Source organism: Rhizobium sp. N621, assembly GCF_001664325.1.
Lineage (GTDB): Bacteria > Pseudomonadota > Alphaproteobacteria > Rhizobiales > Rhizobiaceae > Rhizobium > Rhizobium esperanzae.
In genome coordinates this window covers 2504308-2522751 of record NZ_CP013495.1, presented here as the reverse complement: position 1 = coordinate 2522751, position 18444 = coordinate 2504308, and the positions used below count along the sequence as shown (strand labels likewise).

General features: G+C 61.3%; 18 protein-coding genes. 10 read left to right on the top strand and 8 right to left on the bottom strand.

Annotated features, from left to right (window positions below; genetic code table 11):
• Positions 1-77 precede the first annotated feature (77 nt).
• Entirely contained in the window at positions 78-1058 is a 981-nt protein-coding gene (locus AMK00_RS12250) for an ABC transporter permease (RefSeq protein WP_064803062.1), read from the bottom strand.
• Between the two features lie 212 nt (positions 1059-1270).
• Here AMK00_RS12250 and AMK00_RS12245 point away from each other — a divergent pair, with 212 nt between their 5' ends.
• The 4 genes from AMK00_RS12245 (at position 1271) to AMK00_RS12230 (ending at position 5539) form a co-directional block, all read left to right on the top strand.
• Positions 1271-2080, top strand: a complete 810-nt coding sequence (locus tag AMK00_RS12245) for a transketolase (protein WP_064806176.1) — start codon at positions 1271-1273, stop codon at positions 2078-2080.
• Complete coding sequence (locus AMK00_RS12240; RefSeq protein ID WP_064803060.1) at positions 2080-3036, top strand: transketolase family protein; 957 nt, start codon at positions 2080-2082, stop codon at positions 3034-3036. Before AMK00_RS12245 ends, AMK00_RS12240 begins: the two co-directional genes overlap by 1 nt.
• 64 nt (positions 3037-3100) lie before the next feature.
• Entirely contained in the window at positions 3101-4567 is a 1467-nt protein-coding gene (locus AMK00_RS12235; protein ID WP_064810527.1) for an FGGY family carbohydrate kinase, read from the top strand.
• A 21-nt stretch (positions 4568-4588) separates the two neighbouring features.
• A complete protein-coding gene (locus AMK00_RS12230) occupies positions 4589-5539 on the top strand; it encodes a sugar-binding transcriptional regulator (protein ID WP_064810526.1) in 951 nt (316 codons plus the stop codon).
• 195 nt (positions 5540-5734) lie between these two features.
• Here AMK00_RS12230 and AMK00_RS12225 read toward each other — a convergent pair whose 3' ends face one another.
• Genes AMK00_RS12225 through AMK00_RS12215 form a run of 3 tightly spaced genes read right to left on the bottom strand, consistent with a single transcriptional unit; the run spans position 5735 to position 8694 of the window.
• On the bottom strand, positions 5735-6487 hold the full coding sequence (locus tag AMK00_RS12225) for an ABC transporter ATP-binding protein (RefSeq protein ID WP_064810525.1): 753 nt from the start codon (positions 6485-6487) through the stop codon (positions 5735-5737).
• A complete protein-coding gene (locus AMK00_RS12220; RefSeq protein ID WP_064810524.1) occupies positions 6481-7551 on the bottom strand; it encodes a FecCD family ABC transporter permease in 1071 nt (356 codons plus the stop codon). The genes AMK00_RS12225 and AMK00_RS12220 overlap by 7 nt, the downstream gene beginning before the upstream one ends.
• Before the next feature lie 6 nt (positions 7552-7557).
• The gene (locus AMK00_RS12215) at positions 7558-8694 is read right to left on the bottom strand and encodes an ABC transporter substrate-binding protein (protein WP_064810523.1); all 1137 of its coding nucleotides are present in this window, start codon (positions 8692-8694) and stop codon (positions 7558-7560) included.
• 115 nt (positions 8695-8809) lie between these two features.
• Between AMK00_RS12215 and AMK00_RS12210 the strand changes: the two genes are divergently transcribed.
• Positions 8810-9595, top strand: a complete 786-nt coding sequence (locus AMK00_RS12210; protein ID WP_064803050.1) for a class I SAM-dependent methyltransferase — start codon at positions 8810-8812, stop codon at positions 9593-9595.
• Positions 9596-9778: 183 nt separating this feature from the next.
• On the opposite strand, the gene moaA is transcribed toward AMK00_RS12210, so the two are convergent.
• Positions 9779-10825, bottom strand: coding sequence for a GTP 3',8-cyclase MoaA (gene moaA / locus AMK00_RS12205; protein ID WP_064811703.1), 1047 nt, complete (start codon positions 10823-10825; stop codon positions 9779-9781).
• Between the two features lie 182 nt (positions 10826-11007).
• On the opposite strand from moaA, the gene AMK00_RS12200 reads away from it, so the two are divergent.
• Together AMK00_RS12200 and AMK00_RS12195 are read left to right on the top strand one after the other, a co-directional pair.
• Complete coding sequence (locus AMK00_RS12200; protein WP_064803049.1) at positions 11008-11382, top strand: gamma-butyrobetaine hydroxylase-like domain-containing protein; 375 nt, start codon at positions 11008-11010, stop codon at positions 11380-11382.
• Between the two features lie 28 nt (positions 11383-11410).
• Complete coding sequence (locus tag AMK00_RS12195; RefSeq protein WP_064811702.1) at positions 11411-12601, top strand: low temperature requirement protein A; 1191 nt, start codon at positions 11411-11413, stop codon at positions 12599-12601.
• On the opposite strand, the gene AMK00_RS12190 is transcribed toward AMK00_RS12195, so the two are convergent.
• Complete coding sequence (locus tag AMK00_RS12190; RefSeq protein ID WP_064810522.1) at positions 12602-13069, bottom strand: MarR family winged helix-turn-helix transcriptional regulator; 468 nt, start codon at positions 13067-13069, stop codon at positions 12602-12604.
• 47 nt (positions 13070-13116) lie between these two features.
• On the opposite strand from AMK00_RS12190, the gene AMK00_RS12185 reads away from it, so the two are divergent.
• Together AMK00_RS12185 and AMK00_RS12180 are read left to right on the top strand one after the other, a co-directional pair.
• Positions 13117-14091, top strand: coding sequence for an alpha/beta hydrolase (locus AMK00_RS12185; protein ID WP_064810521.1), 975 nt, complete (start codon positions 13117-13119; stop codon positions 14089-14091).
• A gap of 36 nt (positions 14092-14127) precedes the next feature.
• The gene (locus AMK00_RS12180) at positions 14128-14739 is read left to right on the top strand and encodes a pyridoxamine 5'-phosphate oxidase family protein (RefSeq protein WP_064810520.1); all 612 of its coding nucleotides are present in this window, start codon (positions 14128-14130) and stop codon (positions 14737-14739) included.
• 198 nt (positions 14740-14937) lie between these two features.
• Here the strand turns inward: AMK00_RS12180 and AMK00_RS12175 are convergent, their stop codons facing one another.
• On the bottom strand, positions 14938-16005 hold the full coding sequence (locus tag AMK00_RS12175; protein ID WP_064803042.1) for a GGDEF domain-containing protein: 1068 nt from the start codon (positions 16003-16005) through the stop codon (positions 14938-14940).
• 349 nt (positions 16006-16354) lie between these two features.
• Here AMK00_RS12175 and AMK00_RS32555 point away from each other — a divergent pair, with 349 nt between their 5' ends.
• Entirely contained in the window at positions 16355-16519 is a 165-nt protein-coding gene (locus tag AMK00_RS32555; protein WP_164517788.1) for a hypothetical protein, read from the top strand.
• A 211-nt stretch (positions 16520-16730) separates the two neighbouring features.
• Here AMK00_RS32555 and AMK00_RS12170 read toward each other — a convergent pair whose 3' ends face one another.
• A complete protein-coding gene (locus tag AMK00_RS12170) occupies positions 16731-18338 on the bottom strand; it encodes a fumarate hydratase (protein ID WP_064803040.1) in 1608 nt (535 codons plus the stop codon).
• Positions 18339-18444: the final 106 nt, after the last annotated feature.

Below are 18444 nucleotides of genomic sequence, written 5' to 3'. Positions count from 1 at the left end.
CTCCCCCTCGGGGTATAGATCCGTCCCGATTTTCCGGGGCGGAATTCCGGGTCCGCCAGTGCGGCGGATCCCGCTCGTCAGGCGCGACGCCGACGAATGGTCTCTGCGCCGACCGCAAGCACGATGACGATGCCGATGATCACCTGCTGAAGGAACGGCGAGACGTTGAGAAGGTTGAGACCGTTGCGCAGCACACCGATGATCAGCACGCCGATCAACGTTCCGCCGATGCCGCCGGCGCCGCCGGAGAGCGAGGTGCCGCCGATGACGACCGCAGCGATGGTGTCCAGTTCATAACCGAGACCACTGGACGGCTGGACGGAATCCAGCCGGGCGGCGAGCACGACGCCTGCAAGGCCTGCAAGGACGGCACTCATGACATAGACGCCGATCGTCACGAGCGGGACGTTGATGCCGGCGAGGCGTGCGACTTCGGAATTTCCGCCCACCGCATAGAGCATGCGGCCTTCGGAGCGGAAGTGCAGGAAAAGCCAGGCCGCCAGAACCACCGCCAGCATCAGAAAGACCGTGGCGGTCATGACGCCGAAATGGCGATCGATCGCCAGCATCATGAACCAGTCGGGGAAGCCGACGATCTGCTGGCCGTCGGTAATCATGTTTGCAACGCCGCGGGCAGCCGACATCATTGCCAGAGTGGCGATAAAGGCCGGAACCCTGAACTGCGTCACCAGCAGTCCGACAATCAGGCCCGATACCGCCGAGGCGATCAGCGCAAAGGCGATCCCGACGGGAAGCGGCAGGCCGGCGACGTTGGCTGTCCAGCCCATGACCATCATCGCCAAAGCGAGTGCCGAGCCGACGGAGAGATCGATGCCGCCGATCAGAATGACGAACGTCATTCCGACCGCCATGATGCCGAGAACGGTGATCTGGTCGAGGATGTTGAGCCCGTTTCGAACAGAAAGAAACGTGTCTGTGCTGACGCTCAGAAAGACGCACAGCACGAGCAATCCGACGAGTGGGCCGGTCGCTCCCTTGAGCTTGCTCAACCACGCACCGGACGAAAGCCTGTGTTCATTGATATCGAGCGCCACCATTGCTCCTCCCTCTGCGTAGGCCTGTATCCGATATTGGTTCAGGAGCGAATAATTATTCACTGCTGCTGGAAAATTCATTAACAACTTGCTTTCCAGCTGTCAACTAGATTTCGTTGACGGGATGTTTGTGATGCTGAGTACAAGGGGGGTTGACTAATCGGCTTCTTATGCAAAAATATTGATTAGTGAATATTTATGCACGCGAGGAATCGATGGATACGACAGAACTTGAGCGCATCGCCCGCGAGATCCGATTGCGCGATCTTCAGGCGGTCTTTGAAGCGGGCGCCGGCCATATTGGCGGGGAAATGTCGGTCATTGACATTTTGACGGCGCTCTATTTTCGTGTGCTGAATGTCTGGCCGGATCAGCCAAAGCATCCCGACCGCGACAGGTTCGTTCTTTCAAAGGGACATACGGCCTGCGCCCTGTATGTGACTCTCGCAAAACGCGGCTTTATTCCCGAGGAGGAGATTTCCACGTTCCTGCAGCCGCATTCGCGGCTGAACGGGCATCCGAATTGCAATAAGGTTCCGGGCGTCGAGACGAATACCGGGCCGCTCGGCCATGGTCTCCCGGTCGCAGTCGGAATGGCGAAAGCCGCCAAGCTCTCGGGCGCGAAATTTCACACCTACGTCGTCACCGGCGACGGTGAGATGCAGGAGGGCTCCAACTGGGAAGCCATCATGGCGGCAGCCCAATTCAAGCTCGACAACTTGACGCTGGTCATCGATCACAACAGGTTTCAGCAGGGCGCGGCGCTCGCCGAAACCAATGATCTCGCGCCGCTTCGTCCGAAGCTTGAAGCCTTCGATTGGGAAGTCACCGAGATCAACGGCAACACTATGAGTGAGATCGTTCCTGCTCTCGAACACCGGGGAACAAGACCGCATTGCATCGTCGCCCACACCAACAAGGGCCATGGGATCTCGTTCATGCAGGACCGGGTCGACTGGCACCATAAGGTGCCGAGCAAAGAGCAATACGAAATCGCATTGGCAGAATTGTCGGAGGCACTGTAATGAACGCGCCAATCAACCCACCCAAGCTCCACGATTGCCGCGACGCATTCGCCACCACGCTTGAGCGGCTGGCAACTGAAAACGAGAAGATCGTTGCTGTCTGCAACGACTCGGTCGGTTCTTCCAAGCTCGGCGGCTTCAAGTCGAAATTTCCCGAACGCCTCGTCAATGTCGGAATTGCAGAGCAGAACATGGTGGGCGTCGGAGCAGGCCTCGCCAACGGCGGACGTCTTCCATTCGTCTGCGCTGCCGCTCCGTTTCTGACGGGGCGGTCGCTGGAGCAGATCAAGGCCGACATTTCCTACTCGAATGCCAACGTCAAGCTGGTCGGCATCTCCTCCGGCATGGCCTATGGCGAACTCGGTCCGACCCATCACTCGATCGAAGACTTCGCCTGGACACGGGTCTTGCCCAATCTTCCGGTTATTGCGCCTTGCGACCGCATCGAAACCGCCGCTGCGGTTGCGTGGGCCGCGACTTATGACGGGCCCTGTTTCCTGCGCCTGTCACGGGTCGGCGTGCCCGACCTGCTTCCGGAAGGCCATAAATTCGAACTTGGCAAGGCAAATCTCCTTCGCCAGGGTTCCGACATCACCCTCATCGCCAACGGTACTTTGACGCATCGCATTCTGAAGGCTGCCGAAATCCTCGCTGAGCGCGGCGTCAGTGCCAGGGTGCTCAACCTTGCGACGGTTCGTCCCATCGATGAGGAGGCGATCATCGCCGCAGCCAGGGAAACCGGAGCGATCGTCACAGCCGAAGAGCATTCGATCTTTGGCGGGCTCGGCTCGGCGGTCGCCGAAGTGGTGGTCGACAATGCCCCGGTGCCGATGAAACGTCTCGGCGTTCCCGGCGTCTATGCCCCCACAGGTTCGGCAGAGTTCCTGCTCGACGAATTCGGGATGGCGCCGTCCGCAATCGCCGACGCCGCGCAGGCGCTGATCAAGCGGAAGTAACTGGGATCAAGACTGGCCGAACGCTTTTGCGGTTTCGGCCGTCGCCTGATCCGGGGAGGATAGAATGCGGGCAATTCTGGCAATCGACCAGGGCACGACCAATTCAAAGGCAGTTCTCGTTTCCGAAAAGGGAGAAATCGTCGGCAGAGGCTCGGCGCCTGTCGGCATCTCCTATCCGAAGCCGGGCTGGGTCGAACAAGACCCGCGCCGGCTCTACGCCTCGGTCTGCGAAGCGGTTGATGCCTGCCTGAAGGCCGGCTCCGATGTTGTTATCGAGGCCGTGGCCATTTCCAACCAGCGCGAATCGGTCACCGCCTGGGACGCCGAAACGGGAGAGGCGCTTGGGCCGGTGGTCAGCTGGCAGTGCCGCCGAACGGCGCAGGATTGCGAACGTCTGATTGCCGAAGGCCGTCTTGACCGGGTGCAGGCGCTCACCGGCCTGCCATTGGACCCGATGTTTCCGGGTTCGAAATTCCGCTGGCTGCTCGACCGTATTCCGGCCGGGCGATCGGTGCGGCTCGGCACGATCGACAGCTGGCTCGTCCACTGCCTGACGGGTGGGCGCCGGCACGCCTGCGACGCCTCGAATGCCGGCAGGAGCCAGTTGTTCGATCTCAGGGAGCAGAGATGGAGCGAGGAACTCGGCGAGATCTTCGGCGTGGATATCGCGCTGCTGCCCGAGGTGCTCGACAGCTCCGCCGATTTCGGCAGAACGCAAGGATTGCCGGGGGTGCCGGATGGCACTCCGATCATGGCCGCGATCGGCGACAGCCACGCCGCCCTGTTCGGCCATGGGGCATTCAAGCCGAGCGACGGCAAGGTGACCTTCGGGACCGGCTCTTCGGTCATGACGACGCTTTCGCAATTCATTCCTCCACGCAACGGCGTCACGACCACAGTCGCATGGCGTATTGGGGGAAAGCCGACTTTCGCGTTCGAAGGCAATATTCTCGTTTGCGCCGCCAGTCTTCCCTGGATGGCCGATATTCTCGGCCTTGCGGATGTGGCGGCCCTCGTCGAGCTTGCGGCGAGCGCCGAGCCGGGCGGACCCGGCTTCGTGCCGGCATTCGTGGGGCTGGGGGCGCCTTACTGGAATGCCGATGCCCGCGCCCTGTTCTCCCAGATCAACTTTAATACGACACGTGCGCAAATGGCCCGGTCGGTGACCGATTCCATCGCTTTCCAGGTGCATGACGTGATCGCGGCCATGCGGACGCAGAGCGGCGGCGAACTCGGCGCGCTCTATGTGGATGGCGGACCGAGCCAGAACCGCTTCCTGATGCAGTGTGTCTCGAACCTTATCGAACATCCCGTGATCCAATGCGAAGCACCCGAGGCATCGGCTTTGGGCGCTGCCTATCTGGCGGGGCTGTCACTCGGCTTGTGGAGCGATCTCGAAATTGTCGCGGCGTTGCCGCGAAACACGCAAACCATCGAGCCGCAACCCGTGGATCGTGGGGTGCTTCTCGATACTTGGAATGATGCGCTCGCCCGCTCGACGTCCCGCGAAACAAAGGCTAAAGGTGAATAAAAATTCAATCTGGGATTAGCGATGACTCGCCTCAACGAACTCCGCCTCATTTCAAGGGTCGCCCAGATGTACCACATAGAGGGACGGCGGCAGGCGGAGATCGCAGAGCACCTTCGCCTGTCGCAGGCGACGGTGTCGCGCATGCTGAAGCGTGCCGAAGCTGAAGATATCGTGAGAACCAGCGTGATCCCGCCCGTCGGTACCTATAGCGAGCTCGAGGGCGCGCTTCGCGAAAAATACGGTCTGCCGGAGGCGATCGTCGTCGAGTGCACGGAAGACCGGGACGGCGCCATCATGGCCCGTATCGGCGAGGCGGCGGCACATCTCCTTGAGGTGACGCTTGCGCCGGGGGAGATCATCGGCGTTTCGAGCTGGAGCCAGACCATCTTCAAGATGGTCGAGAACATTCACCCGCAGAAGAGCGCTCAGGCGAAGTATGTCGTCCAGACCCTTGGCGGCATGGGCGATCCTTCCGTGCAGACGCATGCGACGCAGCTGACCACGCGGCTTGCACGGCTGACCGGGGCCGAGCCGAAACTGCTTCCCGTGCAGGGCGTGACGACGTCAAGGGAAGCAAAGCTTCTGATGCAGGCCGACCCGTTCGTCCGTGAGACGATGGACCTCTTCGGCAGCATAACGCTTGCAATCGTCGGCATCGGCGCCGTTGAACCGTCCGAACTTCTCGCACGCTCCGGCAATATCTTTTCCTCCCGCGAACTCTCCGATCTCGCGGAAGCAGGCGCCGTCGGCGATATCTCGCTTCGCTTCTTCGATAAGAACGGCAAACCGGTCAAGACGCCGCTGGACGACCGGGTCATAGGCTTGCCGCTCGAGGATCTGGAGCGGGTGGACCGGGTGATTGCCCTTGCCGGTGGGGCCAAGAAGACCGACGCGATTGCCGGCGCGCTCCGCGTCGGGGTGATCGATATGCTTGTGACCGACAAGTTTACCGCGCAGCGATTGATCGACTGACGGGCAGGGTGGAGTGCCCGCCTCGTCCTTCGAGGCTTCGCCCGATGGCTACGAGGCCCTCTTGGCGTGACGGCATGCCCATCCACTGTCATCCTGAAATAGGCATCCCCGTCGCATAACCCACTATACAGCAACAGCAACGTACAAGGATGGGCTCTCTCGGGTATTGACGCCCTCCGGACAGGCTCCCCTGGGTCAATGCGCCGTCCCATCGACGATCACATGATCGTGGTCCAGCGAGCATCTCTCCACCCGGGCTTCGACTCTGTAGATTTCCCGCAGCATTTCGGCGGTAACGACATCTCTTGGCGCTCCGCAGGCGCGCATGCGGCCGTTGGCGATGACCAGCACCTTGTCGGCGAAGCGCAGGGCCTGGTTGAGGTCGTGGATGGCGATCAGGACGAGCATGCCTTTGGCGCGGGCCCTGCGGCGCATGAAGTCGAGGACTTCGACCTGGCGGTGGAGGTCGAGGGCGCTTGTGGGTTCATCCATCAGCATGATTTCAGGTTCGCGCACGAGCGCCTGGGCGATCGAGACGAGCTGGCGCTGGCCGCCGGAGAGCGCGCCGAGATCGCGGAAGGCGAGCGCGGTGATATCGAGCGCTGCCATGATCTCGTCGATGAAGCGCAGGTCGCCATCGCCGACGGCCCAGGACTGGCCCTGCTTGCGGGCAAGCAGGATGGATTCGTAGACGGTCAGCACCGCATTTGCCGACGTATCCTGCGGCATGTAGCTGATGGCGTTTTTCGCCTTCGAGCCTTCGACGACGACATGACCGGGCCCCTTGAGCAGGCCGGTGATGCGCTTGAAGAGCGTCGACTTGCCGGCGGCGTTCGGGCCGATCACCGCCACGACCTCGCCTGACCTCATCACCGGCGTCGTTACGTCTTCGACGAAGAGCTTGCGGCCGTGAAAGGCGCCGACCGACTGCAACTGAAGCGCTACCATGACCGGCTCCTGTTCGAGAGGATGAGCGAGAAGAAGAAGGGCACGCCGACCAGGGCCGTGATGATGCCGATCGGGAAGACGACACCTGGGATGATCGACTTCGAGACGATCGAGGTCAGCGACAGCAGCAGTGCGCCCGAAAGGATCGAGCCTGGCAGGAAGAAGCGCTGATCCTCGCCGAGGATCATGCGCGCGATATGCGGGCCGACGAGGCCGACAAAGCCGATCGTGCCGACGAAGCTCACCGGCACCGCGGCAAGCAGCGAGACGACGAGCATGGTTTCCAGGCGGATGCGGCGGACATTGACGCCGAAGCTTGCCGCCTTGTCCTCGCCGAGGCGGATGGCGGTCAGCGCCCAGGCGTTGCGGGCAAAGAGCGGCAACGCTGCCAGCAGGACGGCGAGCGTCACCCAGATCTTCGGCCAGGTGGCCTTGGTGAGACTGCCCATCGTCCAGAAGACGACGGCCGACAGCGCCTGTTCGGAGGCGAGATATTGCAGGAAGGCGAGGGCGGCATTGAAGGTGAAGACCAGCGCGATGCCGAGCAGCACCACCGTCTGCACCGAAACGCCGCGGGCCTGCGAGACGAAATGGATGAAGAGGGTGGCGATCAGCGCCATGATGAAGGCATTGACCGGCACCAGCAAGCCGGCTGCGACAGGCAGAAGCGGAACGGTGGTGACGATCGCAAGCGCCGCGCCGAAGCCTGCTGCCGCCGAAATGCCTAAGGTGAAGGGGCTAGCGAGCGGATTGGCGAGGATCGTCTGCATCTGCGCGCCGGCAACGGAGAGCGAGGCGCCGACGACGATCGCCATCACAGCGACCGGCATGCGGATGTCCCAGACGACGGCGCGGATCTGATCGGAAACGGAGGCGGGGTCAAGGAGGGCGGAGACGACCTCGCCGAGACTATAACGGGCCGGCCCCCAGGCGAGATCGACGGCGAAGGACAGACAAAGTGCTGCGGTCATGGCGAAAAGGATCAGCAGCTTGCGCCGGGCGAGGGCGCGGTAGCGCTCCCGCCCGGCTTCGGCTTCGATCGATATGGCGGCGATCTCGGCCATCGCGGATTACTTGCCCGCCTTGGCGTCGACCCAGTAGCCCGGCTGATAGGCGACCGGCAGGAACTTCTCGTGGAATTCCTTGAAGGTGGCGTCCGGGTCGAGATCGGCAAACAGGTTCGGATGGAACCACTTCGCCAGCTGCTGGACGGCGACAAACTGGTATGGGCTGGTGTAGAACTGGTGCCAGATCGCATGAACATTGCCGCCGGCCACCGCCTTGGAGCCGGTGAAGGCCGGGTTTTCCATCAGCGTGTTGAGCGCCTTGCGGCTGTCGCCGAGGGTGGCTACGGCATTCGGGCCGACATTGACAAAATCCTTGGCATCCTTGGTCTGGCTCCAGTTGGAACCGGTGACGACGATGACCTCCGGATTGGCAGCGACGACCTGTTCGGCATTGATGGAGCCGGTGTAACCCGGCAGGAAATCGGAGCCGAGATTGTGGCCGCCGGCCAAATCGACCATAAGGCCGAAATTATCGGGACCAAAGGTGCCGCAGCATTCGACCAGGCCTGCGGCGCGATACATGAAGACATTGGGCTTCGGCGGATTGGCCGCCTTCAGCCTGTCGGTGACGCGCGCCATCTGTTCCTTCCAGAAGCTGGCGACGGCCTCGGCGCGGTCCTCATGGCCGAAGAGCTTGCCGAGAATCTTCAGGCTCGGCTCGGTGTTGGCGAGAATATGTTCCCGGAAATCGATGTAGACGATCTTGACCCCGATGCCATTCAGCATCTCTTCGAGCTTCACTTCGTCGGCGGCCGTCTTGTTGCCGATCGGCAGCAGCAGCACGTCCGGGTGCAGCTTGACGACCGTTTCGGTCTGCAGTGTGCCGTCGGTCAGGTTGCCGAGGAAGGGCAGGTCCTTGCCCTTGGGAAACTTCTCGACATAGGCGTTGAAGCCGTCCTTGTCGGTGGTCCAGAGATCGTTGCGCCAGCCGACGATCTTGGCGAAGGGGTCTTCCTTCTCGATCGGCGCGACGGCATAGAGCATGCGGCCTTCCCCAAGGATCACACGCTCGACCGGCTTGTCGAAGCTCACTTCGCGGCCGGCCACATCCTTGACGGTGAAGGATTGGGCGAGCGCCGACAGCGGCATCAGGCTCGCAATCGCAGCAGCGGAGACTGCGAGCATTTTCACGAAATTCATCTGGAAATTCCCCTGAGGTCTGAATAATGTCCGCAGGCATAAGAAATATGACTTTGTGAATCAAGTTATATGTTTTAGAGCATTTCCAAACTGATGCCATGCCGGGGTGCCTGCGATGAATTCAATGAACACGAACTACTCCATCCGCGATGAAATCCGCGATTTCTGGTCGGAAAGGGCCGCGACCTTCGACCAGAGCGTCGGCCATGAAATTTTTTCGGAGGCCGAACGGAAAGGCTGGCAGCGGCTGATCCGAAAGCATCTCGGCGAGGGGCAGGGGCGTGCGGCGCTCGATCTCGCCTGCGGCACGGCCGTCATCTCGCATCTGATGAACGATGCCGGCTTCAAGGTGACGGGGCTCGACTGGTCGGACGCGATGCTGGCGCAGGCGCGCGCCAAGGCGAAAAAGCGCGGCACTGACATCCGCTTTGTTTCCGGCGACGCCGAGAATACCATGGAGCCGCGGGACAGCTACGACGCCATCACCAACCGCCATCTCGTCTGGACGCTGGTGGACCCGGCTTCGGCTTTCAAGGAATGGTTTTCAGTGCTGAAGCCGGGCGGCAAGGTGCTGATCCTCGACGGCAATATGGGCAAGGAGACGTGGGTCAAGGGCCTGCAGAAGCTCTGGACGAAAATTACGGGCAAGCCGCCGACGAGCCACATGTCGCCTGAAATGATGGCGCGCCATCAGAACATCCGCTCCCGTGTGCACTTCGCCAAGGAGATGCCGGCCGAAGCAGTGGTCGATCTTCTCAGCAAGGCCGGCTTTACGGATATCGTGGTCGATCGCAAGCTCGCGGATATCCACTGGGCGCAGGCGCGCAAGATGCCGTTCCTGCGGGGGCTGGAGCGCATGGTGCAGGAGCGGTTTGCGATTTGCGCGCGTAAGCCTGGGTGATGGGTTGGAGCAACACCGGGTGGCTAGGCGCTGACCGTCGTGCCGTGAGGCTCTCGCAGGTGTTGCTGGACACTTCTGGATACTAGTGGAGTTTGGCGCACCCCGGCCCTTCGCTTGGGCTCAGGGCGTTGGCCCTGCGATGATCACTGGATCGATCGCTCCCCGCTTTGCGCAGACCGGGCCTCACCCGCCGGTGACGCTCATATGCCGCGCCACGGCCGGCCTGTTATGGGTGCGGTCGATGATGAAGTCGTGGCCTTTCGGCTTGCGGGTGATGGCCTCGTCGATGGCGGCGTGGAGGAGGGCGTCGTCTTCGGTGGCGCGGAGTGCGGCGCGGAGATCGGCGGCGTCGTTCTGGCCGAGGCACATATAGAGCGTGCCGGTGCAGGTGAGGCGCACACGGTTGCAGCTCTCGCAGAAATTATGGGTCATCGGCGTGATGAAGCCGAGGCGGCCACCGGTCTCGGTAACCCTGACGTAACGCGCCGGGCCGCCGGTCTGGTAATCTATGTCGGTTAGCGTGAACTGACGTTCGAGATCGGCGCGCAGCTCGGAGAGCGGCAGATATTGATCGGTGCGGTCCTCTTCGATCTCGCCCATCGGCATGGTTTCGATGACGGTGAGGTCCATGCCGCGGCCGTGGGCAAAGCGCAGGAGATCGGGCATCTCGGCATCGTTGAAATTCTTCAGCGCCACGGCGTTGAGCTTGATCTTGATGCCGGCCTTCTGCGCCGCGTCGATGCCTTCCATGACCTTGGCGAAATCGCCCCAGCGGGTGACCTTGCGGAACTTGTCGGGATCGAGCGTATCGAGCGAGACATTGATGCGGCGTACGCCGCAATCATAAAGCTCGGCGGCATGGCGGGAAAGCTGCGAGCCGTTGGTCGTCAGCGTCAACTCATCGAGGCCGGCGCCGATCTTTTCGCCGAGCTTGCGCACCAGATACATGATGTTCTTGCGCACCAGCGGCTCGCCGCCGGTCAACCTGATCTTCCTCACGCCCTTGGCGATGAAGGCGGAACAGAGCCGGTCCAGCTCTTCGAGCGTCAGCAGATCCTTCTTCGGCAGGAAGGTCATATTCTCGGCCATGCAATAGGTGCAGCGGAAATCGCAGCGGTCTGTAACGGAGACGCGCAGATAGGTGACCGTCCGGCCGAAAGGGTCGATCATTGGATGTGCATCTGCCGCGAGCGGCGATGCGTTACCTATCGTTCCCACTCTCGTATTCACCAATTCCTCCGCGGCGGGATTGTAGCAGTGCAAGCCGGACACCAGCCCGTTTTCAAGCGACATCTTTCTATTTGTGCATATGTGATTGCCCCGTCAAGGGAAACGGATTTCGCACACGCTAATTTGCGCTTGCCTCGAAAAAGCCGAACGCCTACTTCTCCAGGGGAAAGAGGGTGATTGAGATGAGCGATATCTGGCCGAGCGAACTTCGCGTTTCGAAAGACCGGCAGCGGCTGGTGGTGACCTTCAATGACGGCCAGAGCTTCGACCTGTCGGCCGAGCTGCTGCGAGTGCTCTCGCCCTCGGCCGAGGTGCAGGGCCACGGGCCCGGGCAGAAGGTGACGGTATCAGGCAAACGCAATGTCGCGATTATCTCGATGACGCCAACCGGCAATTACGCGGTGCGGATCGGTTTCGACGACATGCACGACACCGGCATCTACACCTGGACTTATCTGCGCGAACTCGGCGAACGAGGGGCGGAGCTGTTTTCGGCCTATGAGGACGAGCTCCGGGAAAAGGGCATGAACCGCGATACGTCGGAAAAGCCGCGCTGAATTTCAATCCATGGCCATCGGGGGACACATGGCGAAAGCGACTAGCAAGAACTGGCTGCGCGCCAAGGGAAGTGCGGCCGGCAGCAAGGTGACCTTCCTCGAACTGTTCTTCGACTTGGTCTTCGTCTTTTCGATCTCGCAGCTTTCGCATGCGCTTGCCGCCCATTATACGCCGCTGGGTGCTGCCGAAGCGGCGCTGATGACCTTCGCCGTCTGGTGGGTGTGGATCTTCACCGCCTGGGTGACGAACTGGCTCGATCCCGAGAAAATGCCGGTGCGCGGCATGCTGGTGGCGCTGATGATGCTCGGGCTGCTGCTGTCGGCCTCCGTTCCCGAAGCCTTCGGCGACAAGGGGCTGCTGTTTGCCGGCGCCTACGTGGCTATGCAGGTCGGGCGTTCGCTGTTTACGACCTATGCGATGACGCGCGTCGACCGGGCCAATACGCTGAATTTCGTGCGCATCACAAGCTGGCTTGCGGTCGCCGCCGTCTTCTGGATCGCCGGCGGGCTCATGGAGCATGAAGCCCGGCTGATTGCCTGGGTGATCGCACTTGTCATCGAATATGCCGGGCCAGCCGCAGGCTTTGCAGTGCCCGGGCTCGGCCGTTCGGTTCCAAGCGATTGGGACGTGTCCGGCGCGCATATGGCCGAGCGTTGCGCGCTCTTCGTTATCATCTGCCTTGGCGAAGCGATTCTCGTTTCCGGCCGTACCTTTTCCGAACTCCCGATCTCGGGACTGACGAGCATCGTCTTCGTCACCGGCTTCGTCGGCACGGTCGCCATGTGGTGGCTCTATTTCCACTTCGGCCACGGGCGCGCCGCCCATCGCATCGAACATGAGGAGACGCCGGGTGCCTTGGCGCGGCAGGCCTTCACCTATGGGCATATCCCGATCCTGGCCGGCATCATCGTGCATGCGGTGGCGGTTGAATTCATGTTCTCGCATCCGCACGAGACGGGCGATGTCGGCATCGCCGCGGCGGTGCTCGGCGGCTCCGGCCTATTCCTCGTCGGCAATCTCTGGTTCAAGGGCGCGACCAGCGGCCAGATGCCGCTGTCGCATCTTGCCGGCCTCGTGCTGGTGGTCCTGCTGGCCTTCGTGGCCCCCTTCATCGAGGTCTATCTGCTCGGCATCCTGGCGACGCTGGTGCTGATCATCGTCGCGGCCTGGGAATATCGCTCGCTGACCGGCACATCGACGGCGCCGTCGCTGCATTGATCAATCGTCGTCGCGCAGATCTTTCAGTAGTACGGCGATGATGCGCTCCATCGAGGTGGCGGTCGCCATGCATTGCTCGATCGGCTCCTCCGAGAGCGTACGTTCGATTAGGTCGGTCTGGATCGCCATCGCTGCCTCGGTTACTTTGCGGCCTTCTCCGGTGAGATAAAGGCGTAGCACCCGCTTGTCACGCTCGTCGCCGCGCCGCTCGATCAGACCCCGTTGCTCCATCTGCGGCAGCAGCATGCTCATATTGGAGCGGCCGACGAGGAGCTTGCGCGCCAGTTCCTGCTGCGAGATGGCCTCGAAACGGTAGAGATTGACGAGGATATCGAGATGCGGCGGCTTGAGGTCGAGATCGGCAAGCGAGCGCGCCAGGGATTGTTGCATGAGCTGGCAGGCGCGAGCCACCGCGATCCAGCTGCGAAAACGCGGATGATCCCAGGGTAGGGATTGATTTTTGTTCATCGTTGTACTTTATTGTTCAGTGTTGAACAGTCTTTTGGATTCCCACTATGGCAAATTTCGCGCTTGAGGTCACCCGCCTCGGATTTCGGCTTCTGCAGGTAATTTCGCAGCGGCTGGCGGGCAGGGTAGCATTCCGGCTGTTCTGCCGCACACCATCGCCGCGGCCGAAGGGCGAGAAAGCGAAGGCGGCGCATGCGGCGGGCGCGGCACGGCTTGCTGGCGCCGAGCGCTTCGTCCTCAGGCTTGCCGGCGGCGCCAAAGCACATGCCTACCGGTTGAACGGCGGGGCGCTCGGTCAGCGCAAGCGCTATCTCGTCACACATGGCTGGGGCTCGAGCGCCGTCTACATGGCCGATCTCGTTTCGATGCTGGCGGCGACGGGTGCCGAGGTGATAGCGCTCGATTTTCCGGGCCACGGGTGCGCGGGCGGACGCTTCCTGCATATGGGGCTCGCGGTCGAGGCGATCGCGGCGGCAGGCGAGCGGTTCGGTGCATTCGATGCGACGATCGGCCATTCCTTCGGGGGCGCGGCGCTGATGGTTTCGGCGGCGGGTCTGATCCCGGATGCGGTGCCCGTTACCGGCGAGCGACTGGTGCTGATCGGCTCGCCGAGCGAGATGGCCTGGCTCTTTACCGATTTCGGCCGGATGGTCGGCCTTCGCCCCGTTGCCCAGGCCGCGCTGGAGATTGAGGTACATCGTGTCACTGGGCGGAGACTCGAGGATTTCGACGCGAGCAATACGGCGGGCTCGATCGGCCGGCCGGTTCTGGTGATCCATGCCGAGGACGATAAGGAGGTGTCAGCGGACCATGCCCGGCGTTACGGCACGGCGGGAAATAGAGTGCGGCTGTTCTGGGCAAACGGATTCGGTCACCGGCGCATCATCGGCGCGGCTCCCGTGCTTGGCGCGATCGCAGCCTTTCTCGCAGACGGCGCAGGCGAGGAAGCCGGCGAAACCATCAAAAAAGATGCGGAGATCATTCCATTTTTTGACTTTCCGGCGAGGCGCGCGGCATTGTAGCGTCCATCGCAAGATCCAGCCGCTGCGGAACGCCTCATGAAAATCATCGACAGCATCGAAGAGCTCAATACGATCTATGGCGCCGGCCTGTCGCAGGCCTCTGTCGACAAGGTGACCAAGCGGCTGACGCCGCTCTATCGCGAGATGATCGAGATCTCGCCCTTTGCCGCGCTTGCGACCGTCGGGCCGGAAGGGCTCGATTGTTCGCCGCGCGGCGATCTCGGCGGCGTGGTGCGCGTCGTCGACGACGAGACGCTGCATCTGCCGGACTGGCGCGGCAACAACCGCGTCGATTCGCTCTCCAATATCGTGCGCGACCCCAGGCTTGCGCTGATGTTCCTGATCCCCGGCTCGAATACGACGATGCGCATCAACGGCCGCGGCGTCGTCTCCGACGACGAGGCGCTGCTTTCTAGCTTCGAGATGGACGGCAAACATCCCCGCACCGTAATCGTCATTTCGATCGACGAGGTCTATTTCCAGTGTGCGCGTGCGGTGATGCGAGCCGAACTCTGGAATGCCGAGCACTTTGCCGATCTCGCGGCGCTGCCGACGCCGGGCCAGATGCTGAAGGCCGCGGTCGGTGATTTCGATCAGGAAACCTACGACCGGGAATGGCCGGGACGGGCGGCGAAGACGATGTGGTAAGGGGATGCCGAGCGGCCGTGATGGCGAGAGGTGGCCACGCACCTCTCCTCCCTCATTCCTGTGACGAGCAGAGGAATGAGGGAGGAAGCGGCTACCTCCTGCTCCTGATGTCGAAAAAGTAATAGCCGTGGAGTGAACCGGACAACAGCTGATGCCGTCACCTGATGGCGACAGCGTGCTTATCATGAGGGTTCCGCGTCAGGCCTTGTATATCAGCCAGCTCTTGCTGAAGTCCTTCTGCATGCCGTCCTGATAAAGGACGATGCAGTTGCGGCCAGCGTTCTTGGCGCCGTAAAGGGCGATGTCGGTCTTGCTGTAGAGTTCGCCGGCATCCTCCGCATTCGAGGCCATGCAGATGCCGATCGAAACGGTGATCGGGCCGTAATTCACCCGGGTGCGGGAATTCTTGAACGGCGTGGTTTCGAGCGTGCGGCGGATGCGTTCGGCGATCGCCGTCACTTCCTCGGCTGTGTTGCCCTCGATGATCAGGGCAAATTCCTCGCCGCCGGCACGGGCGACGAAGACGTCTCGCCGAACATTGCTGCGGATGACGGAGGCGACAGTGGCGAGGATCTTGTCGCCGACGGGATGGCCGTAGGTGTCGTTTATCTTCTTGAAGTTGTCGATGTCGGCGAGCAGCAGGGCCGTCACCGGCCGCATGCCGGGATTGTTGAAGACCGCTGCCAAGCGGTCGTCGAAAGCGCGGCGGTTAGAAAGGCGCGTCAGCGAATCGGTGTTGGCGATGCGCTTGTATTCGTCGAGTTCCTTGCGGACCTGGTCCATCTCCTGCGAACGCTGGACGACGTCCTCGACGGTGCGTTCGCCATGCGCCATGGTGTCGCCAGTCGCCTGGCTCAAAAGTTCGATGGCGCTTTCGATCAGTTCGACGCTGGCATTGCTTTTGGAGGTAATGCGCTTATGGGTCTCGCCGAGCAGCCTTGTATAGCTTTCGAGTGAACTTTGCTCCTGCCTCAGAATCCGCAGCAGACCGTCGAGTTCGCCTGATATGCGCGAATGGGCATCGTCGAAGACGCGTGCGGGGCTGCCGGTGAAATACTGAGCGCCCAGCGCATCGAGTTCGGCCTGTGTAGCTTGGCTGCCAAGGGCTGCGAGTTCGCGGGTGAGGGCGGGATTGGAGCCGATATAGGCCTCGTAGAAGAGTTCGTAATTGCGCGGTATCGGCGCAACGCCCATCGAGCGCATGGCATAGGTGATCTGACCCGCGACGTCGGGAACCTGCACCTTGGGCGCGACAGCCGTATTCATCCGGCGAACTCCTCATATATTCAAAGGCAATATTTTAGTTGTTAGCTTAGATTTCTTGGGAAAATATTAAAGCGACATATACCAAAGATTACATATGAAAACTCAGAAGTGGGGCAATACATCGACCATGCCTATGATTTTCCATAGAAAAATGTATCTTCTGTCGAGTAGTCCTACCCGCTTTGCGGGAATGGTGTTTAAAAAAACTTACAGTTCTTTTTCTCGCTGGAGATCGTATTCATCTTGTCGACATCAGGTTTTGGTCGTCTCCTATTTCAGCGTGAATGTTTCGGAAAGATAATTAACAGCACTAAACCCGACTGCTGCCAGAAAACCACGGCGTAAGCTCATGGAAAGGCCCCGCGCCATTTCTTTCGCCGTCGTCGTTTTCACCATCCTCGCAGGCGGCGCCTTGCTGCTGGAGCACACCGGCTTTTTTGCCGGCGCATTCCGGACGGAGATTCTGGCGAGGGTGGATGATGGGGACATGGTAAGCGCTGCAGATATTCAGTAATGGTGCAGGTATCGGAAGGGGGTGCCGTGCGGCCCCCTCATCTGCCCGCCGGCATCTTCTCCCCGCTGGGGAGAAGGGACTCGTGGCAGCGCCTCACTCCCATTGAGACCTTTACGATAGGAAATGATGGTCGGCGGCTTGCACCCTCTTCTCCCCTGCGGCCCCCTGCGAGGAGAAGGTGGCCGGATGAGGGGCTGCACGGCACGCCCAGTCACCCCAGATTCAACTCCTGGAAGAAATCATTGCCCTTGTCGTCGATGACGATGAAGGCGGGGAAGTCTTCGACCTCGATCTTCCAGACCGCTTCCATGCCGAGCTCGGGATATTCGAGTACTTCGACCTTGCGGATGCAGTCCTGGGCCAGACGGGCGGCGGGGCCGCCGATCGAGCCGAGATAGAAGCCGCCATGTTTCTTGCAGGCCTCGCGCACGGCGCGCGAGCGGTTGCCCTTGGCAAGCATTACCATCGAGCCGCCGAAGGACTGGAACTGGTCGACATAACTGTCCATGCGGCCAGCCGTCGTCGGGCCGAAGGAGCCGGAGGCATAGCCGGCCGGCGTTTTGGCGGGGCCGGCATAGTAGACCGGATGATTTTTCAGGTAATCGGGCATACCCTCGCCCTTTTCCAGCCGTTCGCGGATCTTGGCATGAGCGAGGTCGCGAGCGACGATGATGGTGCCGGTCAGTGAAAGGCGCGTTTTGACGGGATGCCGGGAGAGTTCGGCGAGCACTTCGGCCATCGGCTTGTTGAGATCGATATGCACGGTCGATTCTGACAGTTTCGCCTCGTCGATCTCGGGCATGTATCTCGACGGATCGGTTTCGAGCTGCTCTACGAAAATGCCGTCGCGGGTGATCTTGCCCTTGGCCTGGCGGTCGGCGGAACAGGAGACGCCCAGGCCGATCGGCAGCGAGGCGCCGTGGCGGGGCAGGCGGATGACTCGCACGTCATGACAGAAATACTTGCCGCCGAACTGAGCGCCGACGCCCATCTGCTGCGTCAGCTTGTGGATTTCCTTTTCCATTTCGATGTCGCGGAAGGCATGGCCGCTCTCGGAGCCTTCGGTCGGCAGCTCGTCGAGGTAACGGGTCGAGGCAAGTTTGACCGTTTTCAGGTTCATCTCCGCCGAGGTGCCGCCGATGACGATCGCCAGATGGTAGGGAGGACAGGCTGCCGTCCCCAACGTCAGGATCTTCTCCTTAAGGAAGTCGATCATCCGGTCATGCGTCAGGAGCGAGGGCGTACCCTGGTAGAGGAAGGTCTTGTTGGCTGAACCGCCGCCCTTGGCGACGAAGAGGAAGTCGTAAGAGTCGGTGCCTTCCTCATAGATATCGATCTGTGCCGGCAGATTGTTCTTTGTATTCTTCTCCTCGAACATTTTTATGGGCGCAAGCTGCGAATAGCGCAGGTTCTTCTTCTCATAGGCGTCGAGAACGCCTTTGGAGAGTGCTGCCGTATCCTCACCCTCGGTCCAGACCCGGCGGCCCTTTTTGCCCATGATGATCGCCGTGCCGGTGTCCTGGCACATGGGGAGCACGCCGCCGGCGGCGATATTGGCGTTCTTCAGCAGATCGTAGGCGACGAAACGATCGTTGTCGGTCGCTTCAGGGTCGTCGAGGATGGCGGCAAGCTGCTTCAGATGGCCGGGGCGCAGCAGGTGATTGATGTCGGCAAAGGCGGTTTCGGCAAGCAGCCGGATACCCTCGGGATCGACCGTCAGGATTTGCTGGCCCTTGAAACTGTCGACCGAGACGTAGTCGCTGCTGATCTTGCGGTAGGGGGTGGCATCCTCGCCAAGGGGGAAGAGATCGTCAGCCATCCAAGTGACCTTTCTGCTGGGCGTGCGTCGCTAAAATTGGTACCGGTCTAAATCTGCTGCGAAGCAAATGCAATTGGGAACGGCGGAGTCTGGAGCTGGGGCTATG